Origin of the sequence: Collinsella sp. AF37-9, from assembly GCF_003475115.1 — a bacterium.
Taxonomy (GTDB): Bacteria; Actinomycetota; Coriobacteriia; order Coriobacteriales; family Coriobacteriaceae; genus Collinsella.
Map to the genome: position 1 here is coordinate 61,128 of NZ_QROQ01000003.1, position 17,085 is coordinate 78,212.

11 protein-coding genes are annotated in these 17,085 nt (G+C 62.6%); 8 read left to right on the forward strand and 3 right to left on the reverse strand.

Translation table 11 applies throughout. From position 1 onward, the window contains the following. Together DW024_RS01780 and DW024_RS01785 are read left to right on the forward strand one after the other, a co-directional pair. A complete protein-coding gene (locus tag DW024_RS01780; RefSeq protein WP_118376843.1) occupies nucleotides 1-582 on the forward strand; it encodes a hypothetical protein in 582 nt (193 codons plus the stop codon). A 2-nt stretch (nucleotides 583-584) separates the two neighbouring features. Continuing rightward, entirely contained in the window at nucleotides 585-1,283 is a 699-nt protein-coding gene (locus tag DW024_RS01785; protein ID WP_117564342.1) for a hypothetical protein, read from the forward strand. Nucleotides 1,284-1,985: 702 nt separating this feature from the next. Here the strand turns inward: DW024_RS01785 and DW024_RS01790 are convergent. Beyond that, nucleotides 1,986-4,286 carry an LTA synthase family protein gene (locus tag DW024_RS01790; protein WP_118376844.1) on the reverse strand — a complete coding sequence of 767 codons (2,301 nt, stop codon included), beginning with the start codon at nucleotides 4,284-4,286 and terminating at the stop codon, nucleotides 1,986-1,988. 214 nt (nucleotides 4,287-4,500) lie between these two features. Between DW024_RS01790 and DW024_RS01795 the strand changes: the two genes are divergently transcribed. The 4 genes from DW024_RS01795 (at nucleotide 4,501) to DW024_RS01810 (ending at nucleotide 10,003) form a co-directional block, all read left to right on the forward strand. Next, complete coding sequence (locus DW024_RS01795; protein WP_233541303.1) at nucleotides 4,501-5,370, forward strand: nitroreductase family protein; 870 nt, start codon at nucleotides 4,501-4,503, stop codon at nucleotides 5,368-5,370. Between the two features lie 158 nt (nucleotides 5,371-5,528). Continuing rightward, complete coding sequence (locus DW024_RS01800; protein WP_118376845.1) at nucleotides 5,529-7,556, forward strand: KUP/HAK/KT family potassium transporter; 2,028 nt, start codon at nucleotides 5,529-5,531, stop codon at nucleotides 7,554-7,556. A 103-nt stretch (nucleotides 7,557-7,659) separates the two neighbouring features. Continuing rightward, nucleotides 7,660-9,285 carry an ATP-binding protein gene (locus DW024_RS01805; protein WP_117803944.1) on the forward strand — a complete coding sequence of 542 codons (1,626 nt, stop codon included), beginning with the start codon at nucleotides 7,660-7,662 and terminating at the stop codon, nucleotides 9,283-9,285. Between the two features lie 4 nt (nucleotides 9,286-9,289). Next, nucleotides 9,290-10,003: a response regulator gene (locus tag DW024_RS01810; protein WP_233541304.1), complete on the forward strand. Its 714-nt coding sequence runs from the start codon at nucleotides 9,290-9,292 to the stop codon at nucleotides 10,001-10,003. A gap of 94 nt (nucleotides 10,004-10,097) precedes the next feature. On the opposite strand, the gene rlmKL is transcribed toward DW024_RS01810, so the two are convergent. Continuing rightward, complete coding sequence (gene rlmKL / locus DW024_RS01815) at nucleotides 10,098-12,665, reverse strand: bifunctional 23S rRNA (guanine(2069)-N(7))-methyltransferase RlmK/23S rRNA (guanine(2445)-N(2))-methyltransferase RlmL (protein ID WP_118376847.1); 2,568 nt, start codon at nucleotides 12,663-12,665, stop codon at nucleotides 10,098-10,100. A 75-nt stretch (nucleotides 12,666-12,740) separates the two neighbouring features. On the opposite strand from rlmKL, the gene DW024_RS01820 reads away from it, so the two are divergent. Together DW024_RS01820 and DW024_RS01825 are read left to right on the forward strand one after the other, a co-directional pair. Then, nucleotides 12,741-13,568: an HAD hydrolase family protein gene (locus DW024_RS01820; protein ID WP_158572112.1), complete on the forward strand. Its 828-nt coding sequence runs from the start codon at nucleotides 12,741-12,743 to the stop codon at nucleotides 13,566-13,568. A 193-nt stretch (nucleotides 13,569-13,761) separates the two neighbouring features. Next, the gene (locus DW024_RS01825) at nucleotides 13,762-14,466 is read left to right on the forward strand and encodes a transaldolase (protein WP_199576905.1); all 705 of its coding nucleotides are present in this window, start codon (nucleotides 13,762-13,764) and stop codon (nucleotides 14,464-14,466) included. A 380-nt stretch (nucleotides 14,467-14,846) separates the two neighbouring features. On the opposite strand, the gene DW024_RS01830 is transcribed toward DW024_RS01825, so the two are convergent. Beyond that, nucleotides 14,847-16,994, reverse strand: a complete 2,148-nt coding sequence (locus DW024_RS01830) for a Tex family protein (protein ID WP_118376850.1) — start codon at nucleotides 16,992-16,994, stop codon at nucleotides 14,847-14,849. Nucleotides 16,995-17,085: the final 91 nt, after the last annotated feature.

Below are 17,085 nucleotides of genomic sequence, written 5' to 3' on the forward strand. Positions count from 1 at the left end.
ATGTCCAAGCGCAAGCGCATCATCGCCTTGCTGGTGGGGGTTATCCTCCTGGCCGGTACGGCAGGCACGCTGGCCTGGCTTTCGGTTACGGGCGTGCTGGTCAACCAGTTCGGCATCGGATCGGTGACGCCATCGGTTCAGGAAACGCTCAACGGCAATGTGAAAAGCGATGTCAAGGCACAGAACACGGGTACTGCGCCCGCCTATATTCGTGCTGCAGTGGATATCTACTGGCAGGATGGAAACGGTGCCCGCCTGTGGGAGGAGCCGAAGGAGGAGCCGAAGGAGGAGGCGGATTACGAGATTGCGTGGAGCGTGGCTGATGCCTCGGACGCGAACTCGGCTGATAACTGGGTTAAGGCGAGCGACGGGTTCTATTACTGGACGTCGCCCGTCGCTCCCGGCGCGGAAACCGGCGTGCTCATTAATAGGGTTACCGAGCTCAAGGCAACCGAAGGTCGCAATCTTGTCGTGGATATCTCCACTCAGGCGGTCCAGGCGACGCCCGATGAGGCCGTGCACGACGCATGGGGTTGCTCGGTCGAGAATGACGTGCTGGTGCCGCCGCATGGAGGTGCGTAAGTATGGCGTTCCCGATTCGTAAAGGTGTTGCGCGCTCCTTGCGTTGCATGGTCGCGGCCATTTTCTGCGTGGTCGCGCTCGCTGTTCCCGCCCGTGCGTTTGCCGATACTCCCGCGATTGCCTATGACGGAAATGCGCGTCAGCTGACGGTCTCGGGGGCGACGGACTCCTCGGGGGAGCCCGATCTGTTTTTGGCCTTTAAAGATCTGATGCCTGGCGATGTGCGTGATCAGCAGATAGAGATTCGTGCCACGGGCGTAAAGTCCCAGGTGCGCGTGTTTGTGCGTGCCGTTGTCGATCACGAGACGGCACGCCTGCTGTCGCCCATTACCCTAACGGCGTCGGCGGGCGATGGCTCTGCAGGTTGGCTCCAGACAGGAACACCGGGCAGCGCGTTCGCTTATCCCACGCAAATCGCCACGTTTACGAGCGATGGCAGCACGGTGCTTAATTTGCAGCTAAACGTTCCGACATCGGTGGGCAACGAGGTTGCCGACGCAAACAAGACCATTCGCTGGGAGATTACCGCCGAGGACGATGGCGAGAAGATTCCCGTGCAGTCTGCTGACAGCAAGAAGCCCGGCTTGCTTGGTCTGGCGGCAACGGGCGACAACACGCTCACGTTGCTTTTGGTGTTGCTGACACTTGCAATCATCGCATTTATAGCCGCACTTCTTTTGTCCCGGAGGGATAAGCGCTAGGTTCATCTTCTAAACGCAACGCCCTCCCGGGCGGCGGGCACGAAGTTCCCTGCTCTACAGTCCTGCGCAAGACGAAGGCCACATTAAGTGGCCTTCTTTGCGTGCGGAACTCGCGATGAACTTCGAGCCCGCCGCTCGGGAGGGCGCCCCTTTATTGACGGAAGGCCTAATAAGCGGATATTCCATGCCCGGATGTATTCAGAGCGGGGCGGGCTTTCCGGATGGGCGGTGTTTCGGAAAGTGTGTCCCAGAATCGGCGCTCAGAGTGGTCCCCACTTTCCGGTTGATGTCTTGTCCGGAAACTATGTCCCGGAATTAAGGCTTGGAATGGGATGCACTTTCCGGTTGAGAGCCTTAGCGGAAAGTGCGACCCGGAATTTACTCTTGAAGTGGGATGCGCTTTCCCAACAGGCCCTCAAGTGGAAACTGCGTCCCATTCCGAAGGCAGATTCCGGGATACACTTTCCGAATACAAAGAAGGCCACTTAATGTGGCCTTCAACTTATATATGTTGCGGATGCTTTCATGACAAGCCGCGCTTCAACACCGAGGCGTCTGCCCGGCGACGCGGAATGTAAGGTTCATCGCGAGTTCCGCACGAGCCGGAGAGCACTTAATGTGCTCTCCGTGCGAGCAGGACTGTCCGAGCAGGGAACCTTACGTTTCGCGCCGCCGGGCAGACGAACCAGTTAAGACGTGTCGCTATTTGATCTTGGTTGTACCCGGTGCCAGGTTGGGGTCGGTCTCGTTGGCCTCGGTCTGGAAGTGCTCGGTGTAGACGTTCTTGCCGTCGCGGAACATCTCGTAGTACTGCATCTTGGCGTAATCCTCGCGCGCCTTGGTGGCGGCTGCGGCAGCGGCGTCGTCACCGGTGACGTTGGAGGAGAGCGCCCAGCGCAGGCTGGCGTCCTCGTAGCCCACGGAGTTGATGGCGGGCAGCGACTCGCGCAGCGTCATATGCGCCTTCTGGTAGTCGGTCAGCGGTGCGCCGATCAGCTGCATGAGCTGGGTGGACAGGTAGTTGGTGGACAGGTCGTCGGTCTCACTCGTCTGGTCGCAACCGGCAACGTCGTAGTTGGCCCAGATGATGTAGTCGGTCTGCCACAAGCGCTCCTGATGCGTGGCGTCGTCCTCGTCGGTAAACCACTTATCGTTGAACTTGGACGGGAAGAACGGCTGATGGTCGCCCCAGAACACCACGACCACCTTGCGGTCAAGCCTGCTCAAGGCGTTGAGGAAGTAGCGCAGCGCCTGGTCGGACTGCTCGATGCACGAGACGTACTCGTCGACATCGGACAGCGTGCCGTCCTCGACGGTCTTGGCGTCCAGATCGGTCGTGTCGATGTTCAGGTGCATCTGCTTATCTGCCGGCAGCAGGCCCGTGTCGTAGCCCGAGTGGTTCTGCATGGTCACGTCAAAGATAAACTGCGGATCGGCGTTCTGATTGAGCAGCTCAAGAATCTTGTCGTAGGTCGCCTGGTCGGTCACCATGCCGCGCAGGGTGTCGGCGCCCTGGAAGTCGTTGATGGACAGGAACTGGTCAAAGCCAAAGTCCTTGTAGACGTTCTCGCGGTTCCAGTTGGTCGCGTGGTTGGGATGCATGGCCGTGGTGGAATATCCGAGCGACTTGAACTGCTCTGCCAGGTTCCCGGTCGTTTCCATGTTGTAGATGGTGTAGGGGTACACGCCCGAGCCCAGGTTGGCCATGGAGTTGCCGGTCATAAACTCAAACTCGGTATTGGCCGTGCCGCCGCCGTAGGCGCTCACGTAGAGCTTGCCGCGGCTGAGGCAGTTGGACAGGCTCTTAAAGTACTGCGGACCCTCGTAGCCGGCGCGCATATTCTGGTAGATGGATAGGTCCGAGAAGGTCTCGTTCATGATGGCGATGACCGTGGGCTTCTCGCTGTCGAATTGCTCCTCTGCGGCGGCGCGCTCGTCGCTCTTGGCCGCGTCGGACTTGTCGTAGGCCTTGGCGTACTTTTTGAGCGTGGCCTTGGCATCGTCGACGGAGTAGTCGGCGGGTTTGGGCGGCTTGATGGACTGCGCTGCGCTAATGAAAGCGGGCAGGTAGCCCTCGCGCCAGTAGCTCTCGAGCGGACGCCAAGTGTAGACGGTGATGCCGAGAGTGTTGTAGTAGTCGATGAGCGTGACATGCGCGGTCACACCGCCCAGGCATAGCACTGCCACGAGCAGGTTGGTGAGCAGCATGCGCTTGGCGTTGGCGGCACCCTTCTGACGGTGCGGTGCCACCAGGCCGGCGTACTCGCACAGCAGCATGGCGATGGCGGTAAAGCCCATGGACAGCACGCAGAACAGCGAGATCGAGAAGGTGTAGCCGTTGCCGGCGACCGCGGCGGCGGTGGAGATGGCCGAAAGGTCGCCCGGCTGGATGGGCATGGATTTAAACGTGATGACGAAGAACTCGGCAATGCCCAGGACAAAGAGGGCAAAGGCCAGGACCGCGGGAGCTGCGCCGTGGCGCTGGAATAGGAAGAACAAGCCGGTCATGAGCACGGTGATGATGGCCCACTCGAGCAGGATGCACAGGGGGTAGACCCAGGTAAAGTCGTGGTTGGACGAGACCTCCATGCCCAGCAGCGCAAAGACGCCGGCGAGCAGCAGGCACAGGACGGCGGCGACGAGCGGGCGGCCCACAAAGGCGCCGCGCAGGCGGGCGAGCTTGCCGGTGGGAGCGGGGGCATCGGGCGCGGCAAACGCAAAGGCGCGCGGGGCGATGCGGTCGCGGGCGATGCTGGCCCAGGCGCAACCGGTAAGGATGGCATTGGTCAGGATGAGCATCACAAAGGCGAGCGGCTCGTTTTGGGCGACGAGGCCAATGGCGCCCCAGACGGTCAAAAAGAGCTGGAACAGGCCGAAGGCGACGCTCCACCCAAGAGCGCCTTTGGCAACGGTGCCCGACTGTGCGCGAATGGCCTTGGCCTCGCGCAAGACGAGGTAGACGGTCGCCGCAAGACCGACGAGCGAGATGGCGGCAGCGAACATGCTGAGACTCCTCACAAACTTAAAACCTACGAAAGCGGGGGTTTACCCGATTGTTACCAAGATATGCGCTGCAATTGGTGGCTGCGCACAACAACCAGCCATATTAACGCGCATGTGTGGCGGTGTGGCGCAATGTAGTGTCGACCTGCGCGATAATGGACGGGAATTACACGGAAACGTAAAGGCTTCTTAAAGAAATGACGAGGGCAGGGCGATGAGCGAGCAGGTTTGCAAGGCGGACATGGGCGACGACGGAGCGGCGGTCGATACGCGCGGCTATCCGGCCGAGACTACGGGCAATGCGGTGCTGGACATTTTGGAGCACCGTTCGTCCACGCGCGCTTTTGCGCGCGATGACAGTGACCGTCCCGTAGCGGTGACCGACGAGCAGCGGGCGGCGATCTTGCATGCGGCGAGTCGCGCGCCGTCGGCGGGCGCCATGATGATGTATTCCATCGTGAGCATTCGCGAGCAGGCTACGCTGGATCGTCTGGCCGACCTGTGCGATCACCAGCCCATGATCGCCAAGGCGCCCTGGGCACTTATATTTGTGGTCGACTATGCCAAGTGGATCGATCTGTTTGAGCATGTGGGTTGCTTTGAGCCCGAGTTTGTCGAGCGCACGGGCAAGGCGCCCCGTCGTGCGCCGGGTCTGGGCGACTTTGCCATCGCGGCGCAGGATGCCGTGATCGCTGCCCAAAACGCCGTAGTTGCCGCTGAGGCCCTGGGGCTGGGGAGCTGCTACATCGGTGATATCGTCGAGAACGCGGAGGAAGTTGCCGCGCTGTTGGACTTGCCGCCCTATACCATGCCGCTGTCGATGCTCATCATCGGCACGCCCCGCAAGGAGCGCCCGGCGATCGCGCATCCCGTGGTGAACCTGGTGCACGAAGAGCGCTACCGCCGCGCGGACGCCGCGACCATGGATGCGCAGGTGGCCGAGATGGATGCGATGTTTCGCCCTCATGCCCGCGAGGTGGGCGAGCGCGTGGTGGATATCTACACCCGCAAACACACCAGTCCCTTTATGGCCGAGATGAGTCGCTCCATGGAGTGGTGGTTCAAAAACTGGCTCGGCAAGTAGCCAACGTGACAAAGGGGCGGCTCCTTTGTCACGTTCAACATCATGCGATGGCCTAAAGACCGTATAAATGTTTATCTAGCTGGGAAGACAGTGCCATTTAAACATGGGCCGATTACCTATAATCCCTTCGAACATTAAAGTTGGGAGGAAACCGGCTTATGGAACAAAAGGCCAAGGAGGCAGCCTCGCACGCTGCGATTCCTGTGAGCATCTCGGCGATGCTCGTCACGCTGGGCGTGGTGTACGGCGATATCGGCACCAGCCCTATGTATGTAACCAAGGCGCTCGTTGCCGGCAACGGCGGCATCGGAAGCGTCACGCAGGAGTTCGTGCTCGGCGCGCTCTCCCTTGTCGTGTGGACGGTCACGCTGCTGACGACCGTCAAGTACGTGCTGATCTCGCTGCGCGCCGACAACCACGGCGAGGGCGGCATCTTTGCCCTGTACAGCTTGGTCAAGCGCTGCGGCAAGTGGCTCATCATCCCCGCCATGCTGGGCGGCGCGGCGCTCCTCGCCGACGGCATCCTGACGCCTGCCGTTACCGTCACCACGGCCATCGAGGGCCTGCGCACCATCCCGGCGGTCCATGCCGTGCTCGGTGACGACCAGGGTCGTGTCGTCGCCATCACGCTTGCCATCATCATCGCGCTCTTCTTGGTGCAGCGCATCGGCACGGCCAAGATCGGTCACGCCTTCGGCCCCATCATGACGCTGTGGTTTTTGTTCCTGGGCGGCACGGGCCTGTTCTTTGTCTGCCAGTATCCCGCGGTGCTGCTGTGCCTCAACCCGTTGCGTGGCATCGCTTTTCTGCTGAGCCCCAACAACCATGCGGGCATCATGATTTTGGGCAGCTGCTTCCTCGCTACCACCGGTGCCGAGGCGCTCTATTCCGACATGGGCCATGTGGGCCGCGGCAACATCTATGCCACCTGGCCGTTCGTTAAGTGCTGCCTGCTGCTGTCCTACATGGGCCAGGGCGCGTGGCTTATCAACAACGCCGGCAACCCGGAGCTCATGGGTATCGCCGACCTCAACCCCTTCTACCAGATGCTCGCCCCGGGTCTGCGCCCCTTTGCCGTCGGCCTTTCCACCGTCGCGGCCATCATCGCCTCGCAGGCGCTCATCACCGGCGCATTCTCGCTGGTGTCCGAGGCCAGCCGCCTGGACCTCATGCCGCATATGCAGGTCTTCTATCCTGCCGAGACCAAGGGCCAGCTCTACATCCCCATGGTCAACAACGTCATGCTCGTGGGCTGCGTCGTCGTGGTGCTGCTGTTCCAGAACTCGGCGCACATGGAGGCCGCGTACGGCCTGGCCATTACCCTGACCATGATGTGCACGACAATGCTGCTCTTCTTCTATCTGCACGTGGAGCGCAATCTCAAGGTCGCGCCGTGGATCTTTGCCGCCTTCTTCCTTATGCTCGAGGGCTTCTTCTTTGTGAGCTCGCTCACCAAGTTCTTCCACGGTGGCTATTTCACCATCCTTATGGCCGCGCTCATCATGGGCATCATGGTGTGCTGGTACAACGGCACGGCTGTTGAGCAGCGCCAGTTTACGCTGCTGCCGCTGCGCAGCTATCTGCCGCAGCTCAAGCGCCTGCGCGACGACGATCGCTACGAGCTCGTGAGCGACAACATCGTGTACCTGACCAAGGACACCAACACCGACTATATCGACCGCGATATCGTCTACTCGATTTTGGACAAGCACCCCAAGCGCGCTCGTGCCTGGTGGTTCGTGAACGTCGAGACCATGGACGAGCCGCATACCTTTGCCTACTCGGTCGAGACGTTCGGCACCGACTACGTATTCCGCGTGCATCTGTACCTGGGCTATAAGATCAACCAGCGCGTCAATGCTTACCTGCGCCAGGTTGTTCAGGACCTGGCTGCCAGCGGCGAGCTGCCGGCGCAGACGCACGATTACTCGGTCTACAAGGATCCGGGCAACATCGGTACGTTTAAGTTCGTCATGATCCGCAAGCTGCTGGCGCCCGAAAGCGACGTGGAGCCCAGCGAGCGTACGGCCATCACGCTCAAGTACATCATCCGCCGCGCTGCCGGCACTCCCGCGCGCTGGTACGGCTTGGAGAACTCCAACGTGAGCTTTGAGTACGTGCCACTGTTCACCAAGTTTAAGGCCGTGAGCAAGATGCAGCGCCTGGCTCCCGACGAGCGCCCGTAGACTGCAAGGCTATACACTTGGAACCACCACAAGGGGAAACCACCACAAAGGTGCCTGTCCCCTTTGTGGTGGTTTTTGTTTTTGAGAGAGGGGCGGGGCGCTGATGGACGTCCATGCGGACGGCGATATTGCCGAGAACTTTTGGTGGCGGCGCACAACGCTGACGCGTCGCAGCCCTCTGTATGACGCCTGCGTATCGGCGGGGCTGCTGGCCGCGGCGACGATTGTGGGCGCGCTGCTCGACCATCCGGGACTCGCGCCGAGCATCATGATCGTCTATGTGTTCGCCGTGCAGCTGTGCGCATTCTTTACCTGGAGCCGCCTGTATTGCCTGCTGAGCTCGGCTGCTGCCGTGGCGCTCTACAACTATTTGTTTGTCGACCCGCGCTACTCGTTGTCGCTCATCGACCGCGTCTATCCCGGCATGTTCTTTATCATGTTTGTGGTCTCGCTCGTGTCGAGCTCGATTGCGCTGGCCCTGCGCCGCGCCTTGGCGCAGGCTGCCGCCAGCGACCGTCGCACGCAGATGGTGCTCGAGACCAACCGCATGCTGCAGCGGTGCGGCGATCAGCAACAGATTGTGCATGCTATGGCAACGCAACTGGCGCGTCTTTCGGACTGTCCGGTCGTGTGGTATAGCGCCGATCCGGAAGACGATGACCTGCTGCCGCGCACGATGTACACGGCCGTGGGCGATGCCGCGCCGGTGCACCAGCTAGCGCCCCAGATGCCGCCACGGCTCTCGGCATCCGCCTATGTGGGAACGCCGCTCGATGCCACCTATGGCGGCTCGGCGTTCTTTGGCATATACCTGACCGTGCACTCGGGCGACACCATGGTGCGCGCGGGTGATCCCGACTCGGTGGTGGGGGTGCTCGCCATTGTCGCCGAGCCCGATGCGCTGACGCCCGAGGAGCGGACGCTTGCCGATGCCATCGTGAGCGAAGGCGAGCTGGCGCTCGATCGCGCCCGCGCCATGGAGGCCCGCGAGGAAGCGGCGGTGCTCGCTAAAAACGAGCAGCTGCGTGCCAACTTGCTGCGCTCCATCTCGCACGATCTGCGCACGCCGCTTACCAGCATTTCGGGTAATGCCGACGTGCTGCTCGACCAGGGCTCGACCGGCACGGCCGTGCTTGACGACCAGACGCGCCGCGGCATGCTCCTATCCATTCGCTCGGACGCGCAATGGCTCAACGCCACCGTCGAGAACCTGCTCGCCATCACCAAGCTCGAGGGCGGCGGCATGCATCTGTCGACTACGCTCGAGCTTATGGACGATATCGTCGAGGAGGCGCTGCGCCACGTAAACCCGGCCGTGCGCGAGCACGACCTTAAGGTGGTGGCGTGCGATGAGCCGGCGCTCGTCAACGTCGATGCGCGCCTGATGGTGCAGCTGGTGGTAAACCTGGTGAACAACGCCATTACCTACACGCCCGCGGGCTCGCATATCGTGATTTCGATTAGCGTCGACGGCGGGTGCGTGAGGTGTTCGGTCGCCGACGACGGCCCGGGCATTGCGCCCGAGGACCGCGAGCGCATCTTTGAGTCGTTCTACACCGCCAACCATGGCCTGGCCGACAGCTGCCGCAGTGTGGGCTTGGGACTATCCCTGTGCCGCTCCATTATGTTGGCACATGGCGGTAGCATAGAGGTTGCCGCGGCGGATCCACACGGTTCGGTCTTTACGATTGAGCTTCCCGCCGCCGATGTTTCGTTTGATAAGGAGTAGCGCCGTGCCGAACTCTGCCGCAAAACCGCTCATCTTGGTCGTTGAGGACGATCCCGCCGTCCGCAACCTTATCGTTGCCGCGCTCGAGGCACACGGCTTGCGCCATATGGCGGTGGAGACCGCCCACGCCGCCATTGCCGCCGCCTCGTCGCAGGCGCCGAGCATTGTGCTGCTCGATCTGGGCCTGCCCGATATGGACGGCGTCAAGGTGGTGGAGTCGGTGCGCGCGTGGTCGGGCATGCCGATCATCGTGGTCTCGGCACGCAGCGAGGACGCGGACAAGATCCGCGCGCTCGATGCCGGCGCCGACGACTACCTGACCAAGCCGTTTTCGGTCGAGGAGCTGCTCGCGCGCATTCGCACGACGCTCAGGCGCCTTTCGTATGCGCAAACGGGCGGCGTTGCCTCCGAGGGCTCGTTCGATACCGGTGAGCTGCATATCAATTTTGATGCCGGCATCGCCACGATGGATGGCGAGGAGCTGCATCTGACGCCGATTGAGTACAAGCTTTTGTGCTTGCTGGCGCACAACGCCGACAAGGTGCTGACGCACCAGTTTATCTTGCACGAGATTTGGGGCACGGCGACCAAGAGCGACCTGGCGAGCCTGCGTGTCTTTATGGGCACGTTGCGTAAGAAGATCGAGTCCGACCCCGCGCATCCGCGTTACATCCAAACCCATGTAGGCATTGGCTACCGCCTGGTCACCCAAGGCTAGATCGCCAACCACCATCCCAATATGAGTTGCGGTGAAATACGGTCTAAATTTGCCTAATTCCAGGCAAAACAGTCCGTATTCCACCGCAACTTTGTTATCTGCCCTTAGGCTTGCTGGCGTAGAACTTCTTCTTTTTGGGCTTGCCGGCGGGGGAGGGTTTGCCGGCAAAGTTGGACTTGCCGTTGCCGGCCTGCGCGTGCGCGGGTACTGCCGCACGGGGCTTGCGGGCCTCGGGGTTGCGCAGCTCCTCGGTTCGTTCGGCAATTTCCTCGGCGCTAAAGCCGACCTCGGCCATGGCGTCCTCGATGGGCAGGCGGCGCACGATATAGCAATGGTGCACCTTCTGGTTGCGTGCGAAGTCCTCGGGGATGGTCTGCGCCGTTATGTCCTGTAGCACCACGCCCGCGCGTGCGAGCTTGCGTGTCTCGGGGCGGAAGCCTCGCAGGTTGCAGCTAAAGATGGCATGGCCGCCCTGTGCGAGCAGGCGCGATACGCCGGCCAACAGCTCAACATGGTCGCGCTGGACATCCCAGGTGCGGCGGCCCATCTTGGACGAGTTCGAGAACGTGGGCGGGTCGACAAAAATCAGGTCCCAGCGGTTGCGCGTCTGGCGCTGGTCGCGAATCCAGGCGAGCACGTCGTCGCGCACAAAGTGATGCTGCGGACCCACAAAGCCGTTCTGGCGCATGTTGCGCTCGGCCCAGTCCAGATAGGTGTTGGAGAGGTCGACCGTCACGGTCTCCTCGACGCCGCCATCGGCCGCGTAGCAGGTGGCGGTGCCGGTGTAGGCAAACAGGTTGAGGAAGCGACGCGCCTGCTTGGCGTGCTCGCGCACCAGGTTGCGGGTGACGCGGTGGTCCAAGAAAATGCCCACGTCCAGGTAGTCGTCAAAGTTGACGGCAAAGGTAAGGCCGCCCTCTTCGATGAGCGGGAGGCGACGGCGTGCGATATTGGCGCGCTCGCCCGATCCGCCCTTGCCGGCGCCCTGCTTGCCGTACTGCGAGCCGCCACGCGAACGCATGCGGGCCTTGGCGTGCACATGCTCGGCGGGAACATCTAGGATACGCGGTGCGATGGCCAGAATGTCGAGCATACGGGCCTGGGCCAGTGCGGGGTCGATGGTCTTAGGCGCGGCGTATTCGGCGATGACGAGCCATCGGCCCGGCGTCTGCGGGCAACCCTCGTACAGGTCGATGGCGGCGGAGTAGTCGGGCAGGTCGGCATCGTAGACGCGGTAGCAGCTCACGCCCTCGCGCTTGGCCCACTTGCGACGCAGGCGAGCGTTCTTGCGCAGGCGGTTGGCGAACTGCTCGGACTCGGGGATGAGCACGGGCAGCGGCTTGCCGTCACCCAGGTCGAGCGTGGCGGCAGGCTCGGGCATGGCGGGGGCGGCGGCTTCATCGTTGACTTCGTTGGCATCCGCAGCCTCGGCCTCGGCATCCGCACTGGTCGCAGCCTCAAACGCTGCGGCGGCGTGGTCGAGTGAAGGCCAGACTTCGACGGTCGCCTCTTCGTTGTTGGGCATGACGGCGATTGAGCGCTCGGGCTCGGTGTGGAGCGCGCGGGCCAGCAATCCGTCGCGGGTGAGCGCGGCGACCGGTGCCGAAGCGAGCTCGGGCGCGCGGCGCAGCTCGCCGACCAGCGTCATGGCGTCGTGCATGAGCGAAAGCGGGGTCTCGGTGGTGTCTGCGACCAGGGCGGCACCGGCAACGGCACCTGCGTGGTCCAGCACGGTGGCGGACTTGGCGGCGCAAAAATCGACAAAACGCTTGTAGCCGGCACACTTAACCATGCGCTCGGCGGTCTTGCGTGCGGCGGGGTCAATGTCCACGGCGACGATGCGTGCCTGCCGCTCGTGCGCTGCCGCCTCGCGCTCGCGCGCCTCGGCAAGTAGCTGCTCCCACAGGGCGGCGTCGTGCAGCTGCCAGCCCTCAAAGCCCCAGTGCTCGCGGGCGGCGCCCGGGGCGCGGTCGGTTAGGATATTCACTGCCTCCAGCAGCAGACCGCCGCCGGCGCACGAAGCGTCGACCAGCGTGGGCAGGGCTTCGTTCTCGTAATCGTCGGCCGTCAGCTCGCGCTCGCACAGTGCAGTCCAGCCGACCTGCGCCAGCACCAGGGCGGCGTAGTCGGGGCGCAGCACGTGTGTGCCCTCGCCGGCGCGGGTCGCGGCGGGCGGCAGGCGCTTGAACAGCGGGTCGCCCGAAAGGTCCAGGCTTATGCTCGCGCGGCGCTGACGCAGCGAAAGCAGCAGGTGAACATCGGGATCGGCGGCGTCGACATCGGCGCGACGGCCCGTGGTCTCGGCCAGACGGTCGCACAGCGCGTCCTTGGCGCGCAGGGCCGAGAAGCGCGTGTTGCGCAACTGCTCGGTCACGCCGCGGGCGGTAATGGCGATGGTGGCGCCGGGGCGGACGATGCTCTCCCAGGCGATGTCGTAAACGCTATCGTACAGTTCATCGGCATCCTGCGCCTCAAAGCGCCCGAGTACCACGAACACGCGGCTGGCCAGGCGCGACCACAGACAGGCGCGATAGCCTTCTTCGAGCTCGCCCTCAAACGTAGCGCGGCCCTTCAGGCGGCGGACATGCGAAAGCCCGAGGCGTTTAAGCTCATCGGCGAGTGCGGACTCAAAGCCCTCGGGGCAGCTTGCGTAAAATTCCATGGGTGACCTCTCTGGTTGCGTCGCTCCATTATATGATGGATGCTTCGTTTGCCCTTATCCTCGAAAGGAACCCATATGATTGATGCGTGTCCCGAACCCGCTGTGCTCTTTTTTGACGTGGACGGCACGCTGACGTCGTTCGATCCCGACGATATGACCGATAAGGACTTTTCGGCGGTTCGCCCTTCGCAGACGGTGGTTGAGGCGTTCCATGCACTGCGCGATGCGGGGCACAAGGCGTTTATCTGCACGGGTCGTCCCCTGTGGCTCATCGCGGACAGTTTGCGTGCGCTCGACCCCGCGGGCGTCGTTGCCATGGCGGGGGCCACGCTCGAGGTCGAGGGCCGCGTGGCACACGAGGACTGCATTGACGAGGACATTGTTGAGGAGCTCGCGCGTCGCATTACTGTGGCGGGCGGCGAGGCGTTGTTCGAGACGAACGGTGCCACCTATTCACTTGAGCCAGTTGGTGTCGAACAGTCATTTCTGCTAGGCGCCGGCGTGGTGCATGGCACCGATCAGATGCGCGTCGATGGGCATTTGCGCGTAGGCAAGGTGTGCATTAACGCGTGCGACCTAGCTCGCGTAGCCAACGACGATGGCTTTATCGAGCGCGAGTTTGAGCTGTGCAACACCGGTGGTCAGAATCGCGAGCTGAGCCCCAAGGGCATCGACAAGGGCGTGGGCGTGGCGCGAGCGCTGGAATACCTGGGTCGCACCGGCAACGCGCGCACCTTTGGCTTTGGCGATTCCGGCAACGATCTGGGTATGCTCGCCGCCGTCGAGACGGCTGTAGCCATGGGCAACGCCATGCCCGAGGTCAAGGCAGTCGCCGACTACGTGACCGACGATGTCGCACACGATGGCACCGTCACAGCGATGCAACATTTCGGCCTCATCTAATGAATCTCGCCTTCTGACGTTTGCTCAAACTGCGACTCTTTGCTTTTGCATGCTCAATCGATTTATCAATCCAAATACTGAGGTGTTTATACCGTTCGCCGAGAAGATAAAAAACCGCAGTTCACGCCTTGATAAACGTAGGTAAAGTGTTTAGCAGTTTACCGGCCGTGTGCAAGCGAAAGGAATCAGGCAGATGGCAATCAAGGTGTTCGCTGACGGTGCAAACCTCGAGGGCATGCTCGACATGTACGAGAACGGCAACGTTCAGGGTTTCACGACCAACCCGTCCCTTATGAAGAAGGGCGGCGTGACGGATTACCGCGCGTTTGCCAAGGAGGTCCTGACCCACATCACCGATGTGTCCGTCTCGTTTGAGGTCTTTGCCGACGACGTCGAGACCATGGAGGTCGAGGCGCGCGAGATCGCTACTTGGGCCGAGAACGTCTACGTCAAGATTCCGTGCGTGACCACCAAGGGCGAGTCCACCGCCGAGCTGGTCCGCAAGCTTTCGGCCGGCGGCATCAAGGTCAACGTCACCACCATCTTTACGCCTAAGCAGGTCGATGAGATGGTCGAGGCCGTGGACGCCGAGACGCCGTCTATCATCTCGCTCTTTGCCGGCCGTATCGCCGATACCGGCGTCGACCCCATTCCGTTTATGACGGAGTCGGTCAAGAAGGCCGCCGCCAAGCCCAACTGCGAGGTCCTGTGGGCATCCACACGCGAGCTTATCAATATTTACCAGGCGGAAGGATGCGGTTGCCAGATCATCACGGTGCCCAATAGCATCCTGGCCAAGCGCAAGAACATCGGCCGTGACCCGTACGAGGTCTCGCTCGATACCGTGCGCGGTTTTGCCAAGGATATCGCCTCGCTCGGTTTCCATATCCTGCCGTAACGCGAACGCTGGCTACATCGCGGGTTGTTCGCCCCGGCCTTTCCTTTCCCTATCGCTCACGCGCTTCGCGAGGGTCGCGCTAGGCAAAGGAAAGGCCGGGGCTGCCGACACGAACTTGCCGGTAGGTTGGTGATAGGCTTCCATATCCTGCCGTGGACAAAGGTACCCCTGCCTGCGCCGTGCAAAATTGAGAGTATTCAGCAAGGTAAAGGCTTTTACCAGCTGGGTGAAGCATGGAACAGCCCCCGTTTTGGCTCTGATGACGCTAAAACGGGGGCTGTTTCTTGCTTTTTCGTCTCTGAGGGGCATCCGGAACGGTGGAATTTGCAGAATACTCGCGATTTTGCACGTCGCGAGAGGGGGGACCCTTGCTTGGCGGTTTACTTCCCCTGCACCATGGTGAGGGAGATCTTCTTGCGGTCGCGATCGACCTTTTCAACCCACACCTTGACCGTGTCACCGACGCGCACCACGTCGCTGGGGTGCTTGACGAAGCGGTTGGCCAGCTTGGAGATGTGCACGAGGCCGTCCTGGTGCACGCCCACGTCGACGAAGGCGCCAAAGTCGACGACGTTGCGCACCGTGCCCTTGAGTTCCATGCCGGGCTCCAGGTCGTCGATCGAAAGCGCCGAGCGGCTAAAGACTACCTCGGGCGCGTCGTCGCGCGGGTCGCGACCGGGCTTCTTGAGCTCGTTGACGATGTCGATGAGCGTGAGGGTGCCGCAGTCCAGGTCGCTTGCCAGCGCCGAGATGCTGCCCAGGCGGCGCTCGATATCGGGCACGCCGCCGCGGCTGAGCTCGCTTGCCGCAACGCCGGCGCGCTCCAGGACGGCCGTGGCCACCTCGTAGCTTTCGGGGTGGACGCTTGTCGCGTCGAGCGGGTTCTTACCGCCGCTGATGCGCAGGAAGCCTGCGGCGTTGAGGTATGCCTTGGATCCCAGTTTGGGGACCTTCTTAAGCTGGCGGCGATCGGTAAAGGCACCGTTTTCCTCGCGGAAAGCCACGATGTTCTTGGCCACGCTCGGCGTGATGCCCGATACGTATCCCAGCAGGCTCGCGCTCGCGGTGTTGACGTCGACGCCCACACGGTTGACGACGTCTTCCACCACGTGGCCCAGGGTGCGCGAAAGCTCTGCCTGGTCAAGGTCGTGCTGGTATTGGCCCACGCCGATGGATTGGGGCGGGATCTTGACGAGCTCTGCCAGCGGGTCTTGCAGGCGGCGGCCCAGGCTCATAGCGCCGCGCACGGTGACGTCCAGGTCGGGATATTCCTGGCTGGCGAGCTCGGAGGCGGAGTACACCGACGCGCCCGCCTCGTTGACGATGGTGTAGCGAAGGCTGGGCGCCTGCTCGGCAATAAACTCCGAGACGACTTCCTCGGTCTCGCGGCTGGCGGTGCCGTTGCCGATGACGATGGTGTTGACGCTGTCCTTCTTGACGAGGCGGGCGAGCTCGCGCTTGGTGCCGGCGACGTCGTGGCGCGGCTTGGTGGGGTAGACCACGCCGTGGTCGAGCAGCTTGCCGGTCTCGTCCATGACGGCGACCTTGCAGCCGGTGCGGTAGCCCGGGTCGAGCGCGAGCACGCGGGCGCCGCGTACGGGGCGTGCCGAGAGCAGGCCCTCGAGATTCTTGGCAAAGACGTTGATGGCCTCGGTCTGGGCGCGAACGGTGAGTTTGGCGCGGGCCTCGCGCTCCAGCGAGGGAGCCATGAGGCGTTTGTAGCCGTCGGCGATGGCGGCATCGAAGATGGGAGCAAACACGCCCTGGCGTCGGGGCCAACGGCTGCCGAGGCGCACCGTGGCGGCAGCGCCGTCGACGTTCACGCGCACGCGGAGCTTGCCCTCGCGCTCACCGCGGTCGATAGCCAGCACGCGGTGGTTGGGTATACGGCGCAGCGGCTCATCATAGCTGTAGTACGGCTCGTAGGGGGTCTTCTCGGCGGGGTCGGTGGCCTCGACGACGATGTCGGCGGTGTTTTGCGTAAAGGCGCGCAGGTCGGCGACGTTCTCGGGATCTTCGGCCACCGTCTCGGCCACGATGTCGGCGGCGCCGGCGAGCGCCTTCTCGGGCGTGTCGAAGCCGGCCTCCTCGTTGACGTAGTCCGCGGCGGCGTCGAGCGCGCTGCCCTTGGCCGAGGCCTGCATGATGATCATGTTGGCGAGCGGCTCCAGGCCTGCCTCGCGGGCCTTCTGCGCGCGGGTCATGCGCTTTTTGCGGTAGGGCTTGTAGAGGTCCTCGACGCGCTGGAGCTGCGTGGCCTCGCGAATCTGCTGCTCGAGCTCGGGCGTGAGTTTGCCTTGGGCGTCGATGAGCAGGATGACGTCCTCTTTGCGCTGTTCAAGATTGCGCAGGTAGGACAGGCGCTCGTCGAGGGCGCGCAGGGCGACGTCATCCATGCCGCCCGTGGCCTCCTTGCGGTAGCGCGAGATAAAGGGGATGGTGTTGCCCTCGTCGATGAGCTTGACAGCCGCCTCGACGTTGGCGGCCTTAAGGTTGAGCTCGCGGGCGAGCTGGGCGATAAGATCCATGAAACTCCTTGCGTTTAAGGTGCGTTTGCAGCACAGGGCTACCAAGGATACCACCTGCCACTTCGCCCAAAAAAGACTGTTTTGGCGCGGA

Excerpts from the sequence above, each read along its gene's own strand:
- DW024_RS01780 (WP_118376843.1), top strand. The coding sequence starts at position 1 with ATGTCCAAGCGCAAGCGCATCATCGCCTTGCTGGTGGGGGTTATCCTC.
- DW024_RS01785 (WP_117564342.1), top strand. The coding sequence starts at position 585 with ATGGCGTTCCCGATTCGTAAAGGTGTTGCGCGCTCCTTGCGTTGCATG.
- DW024_RS01790 (WP_118376844.1), bottom strand. The coding sequence starts at position 4,286 with ATGTTCGCTGCCGCCATCTCGCTCGTCGGTCTTGCGGCGACCGTCTAC.
- DW024_RS01795 (WP_233541303.1), top strand. The coding sequence starts at position 4,501 with ATGAGCGAGCAGGTTTGCAAGGCGGACATGGGCGACGACGGAGCGGCG.
- DW024_RS01800 (WP_118376845.1), top strand. The coding sequence starts at position 5,529 with ATGGAACAAAAGGCCAAGGAGGCAGCCTCGCACGCTGCGATTCCTGTG.
- DW024_RS01805 (WP_117803944.1), top strand. The coding sequence starts at position 7,660 with ATGGACGTCCATGCGGACGGCGATATTGCCGAGAACTTTTGGTGGCGG.
- rlmKL (WP_118376847.1), bottom strand. The coding sequence starts at position 12,665 with ATGGAATTTTACGCAAGCTGCCCCGAGGGCTTTGAGTCCGCACTCGCC.
- DW024_RS01820 (WP_158572112.1), top strand. The coding sequence starts at position 12,741 with ATGATTGATGCGTGTCCCGAACCCGCTGTGCTCTTTTTTGACGTGGAC.
- DW024_RS01825 (WP_199576905.1), top strand. The coding sequence starts at position 13,762 with ATGGCAATCAAGGTGTTCGCTGACGGTGCAAACCTCGAGGGCATGCTC.
- DW024_RS01830 (WP_118376850.1), bottom strand. The coding sequence starts at position 16,994 with ATGGATCTTATCGCCCAGCTCGCCCGCGAGCTCAACCTTAAGGCCGCC.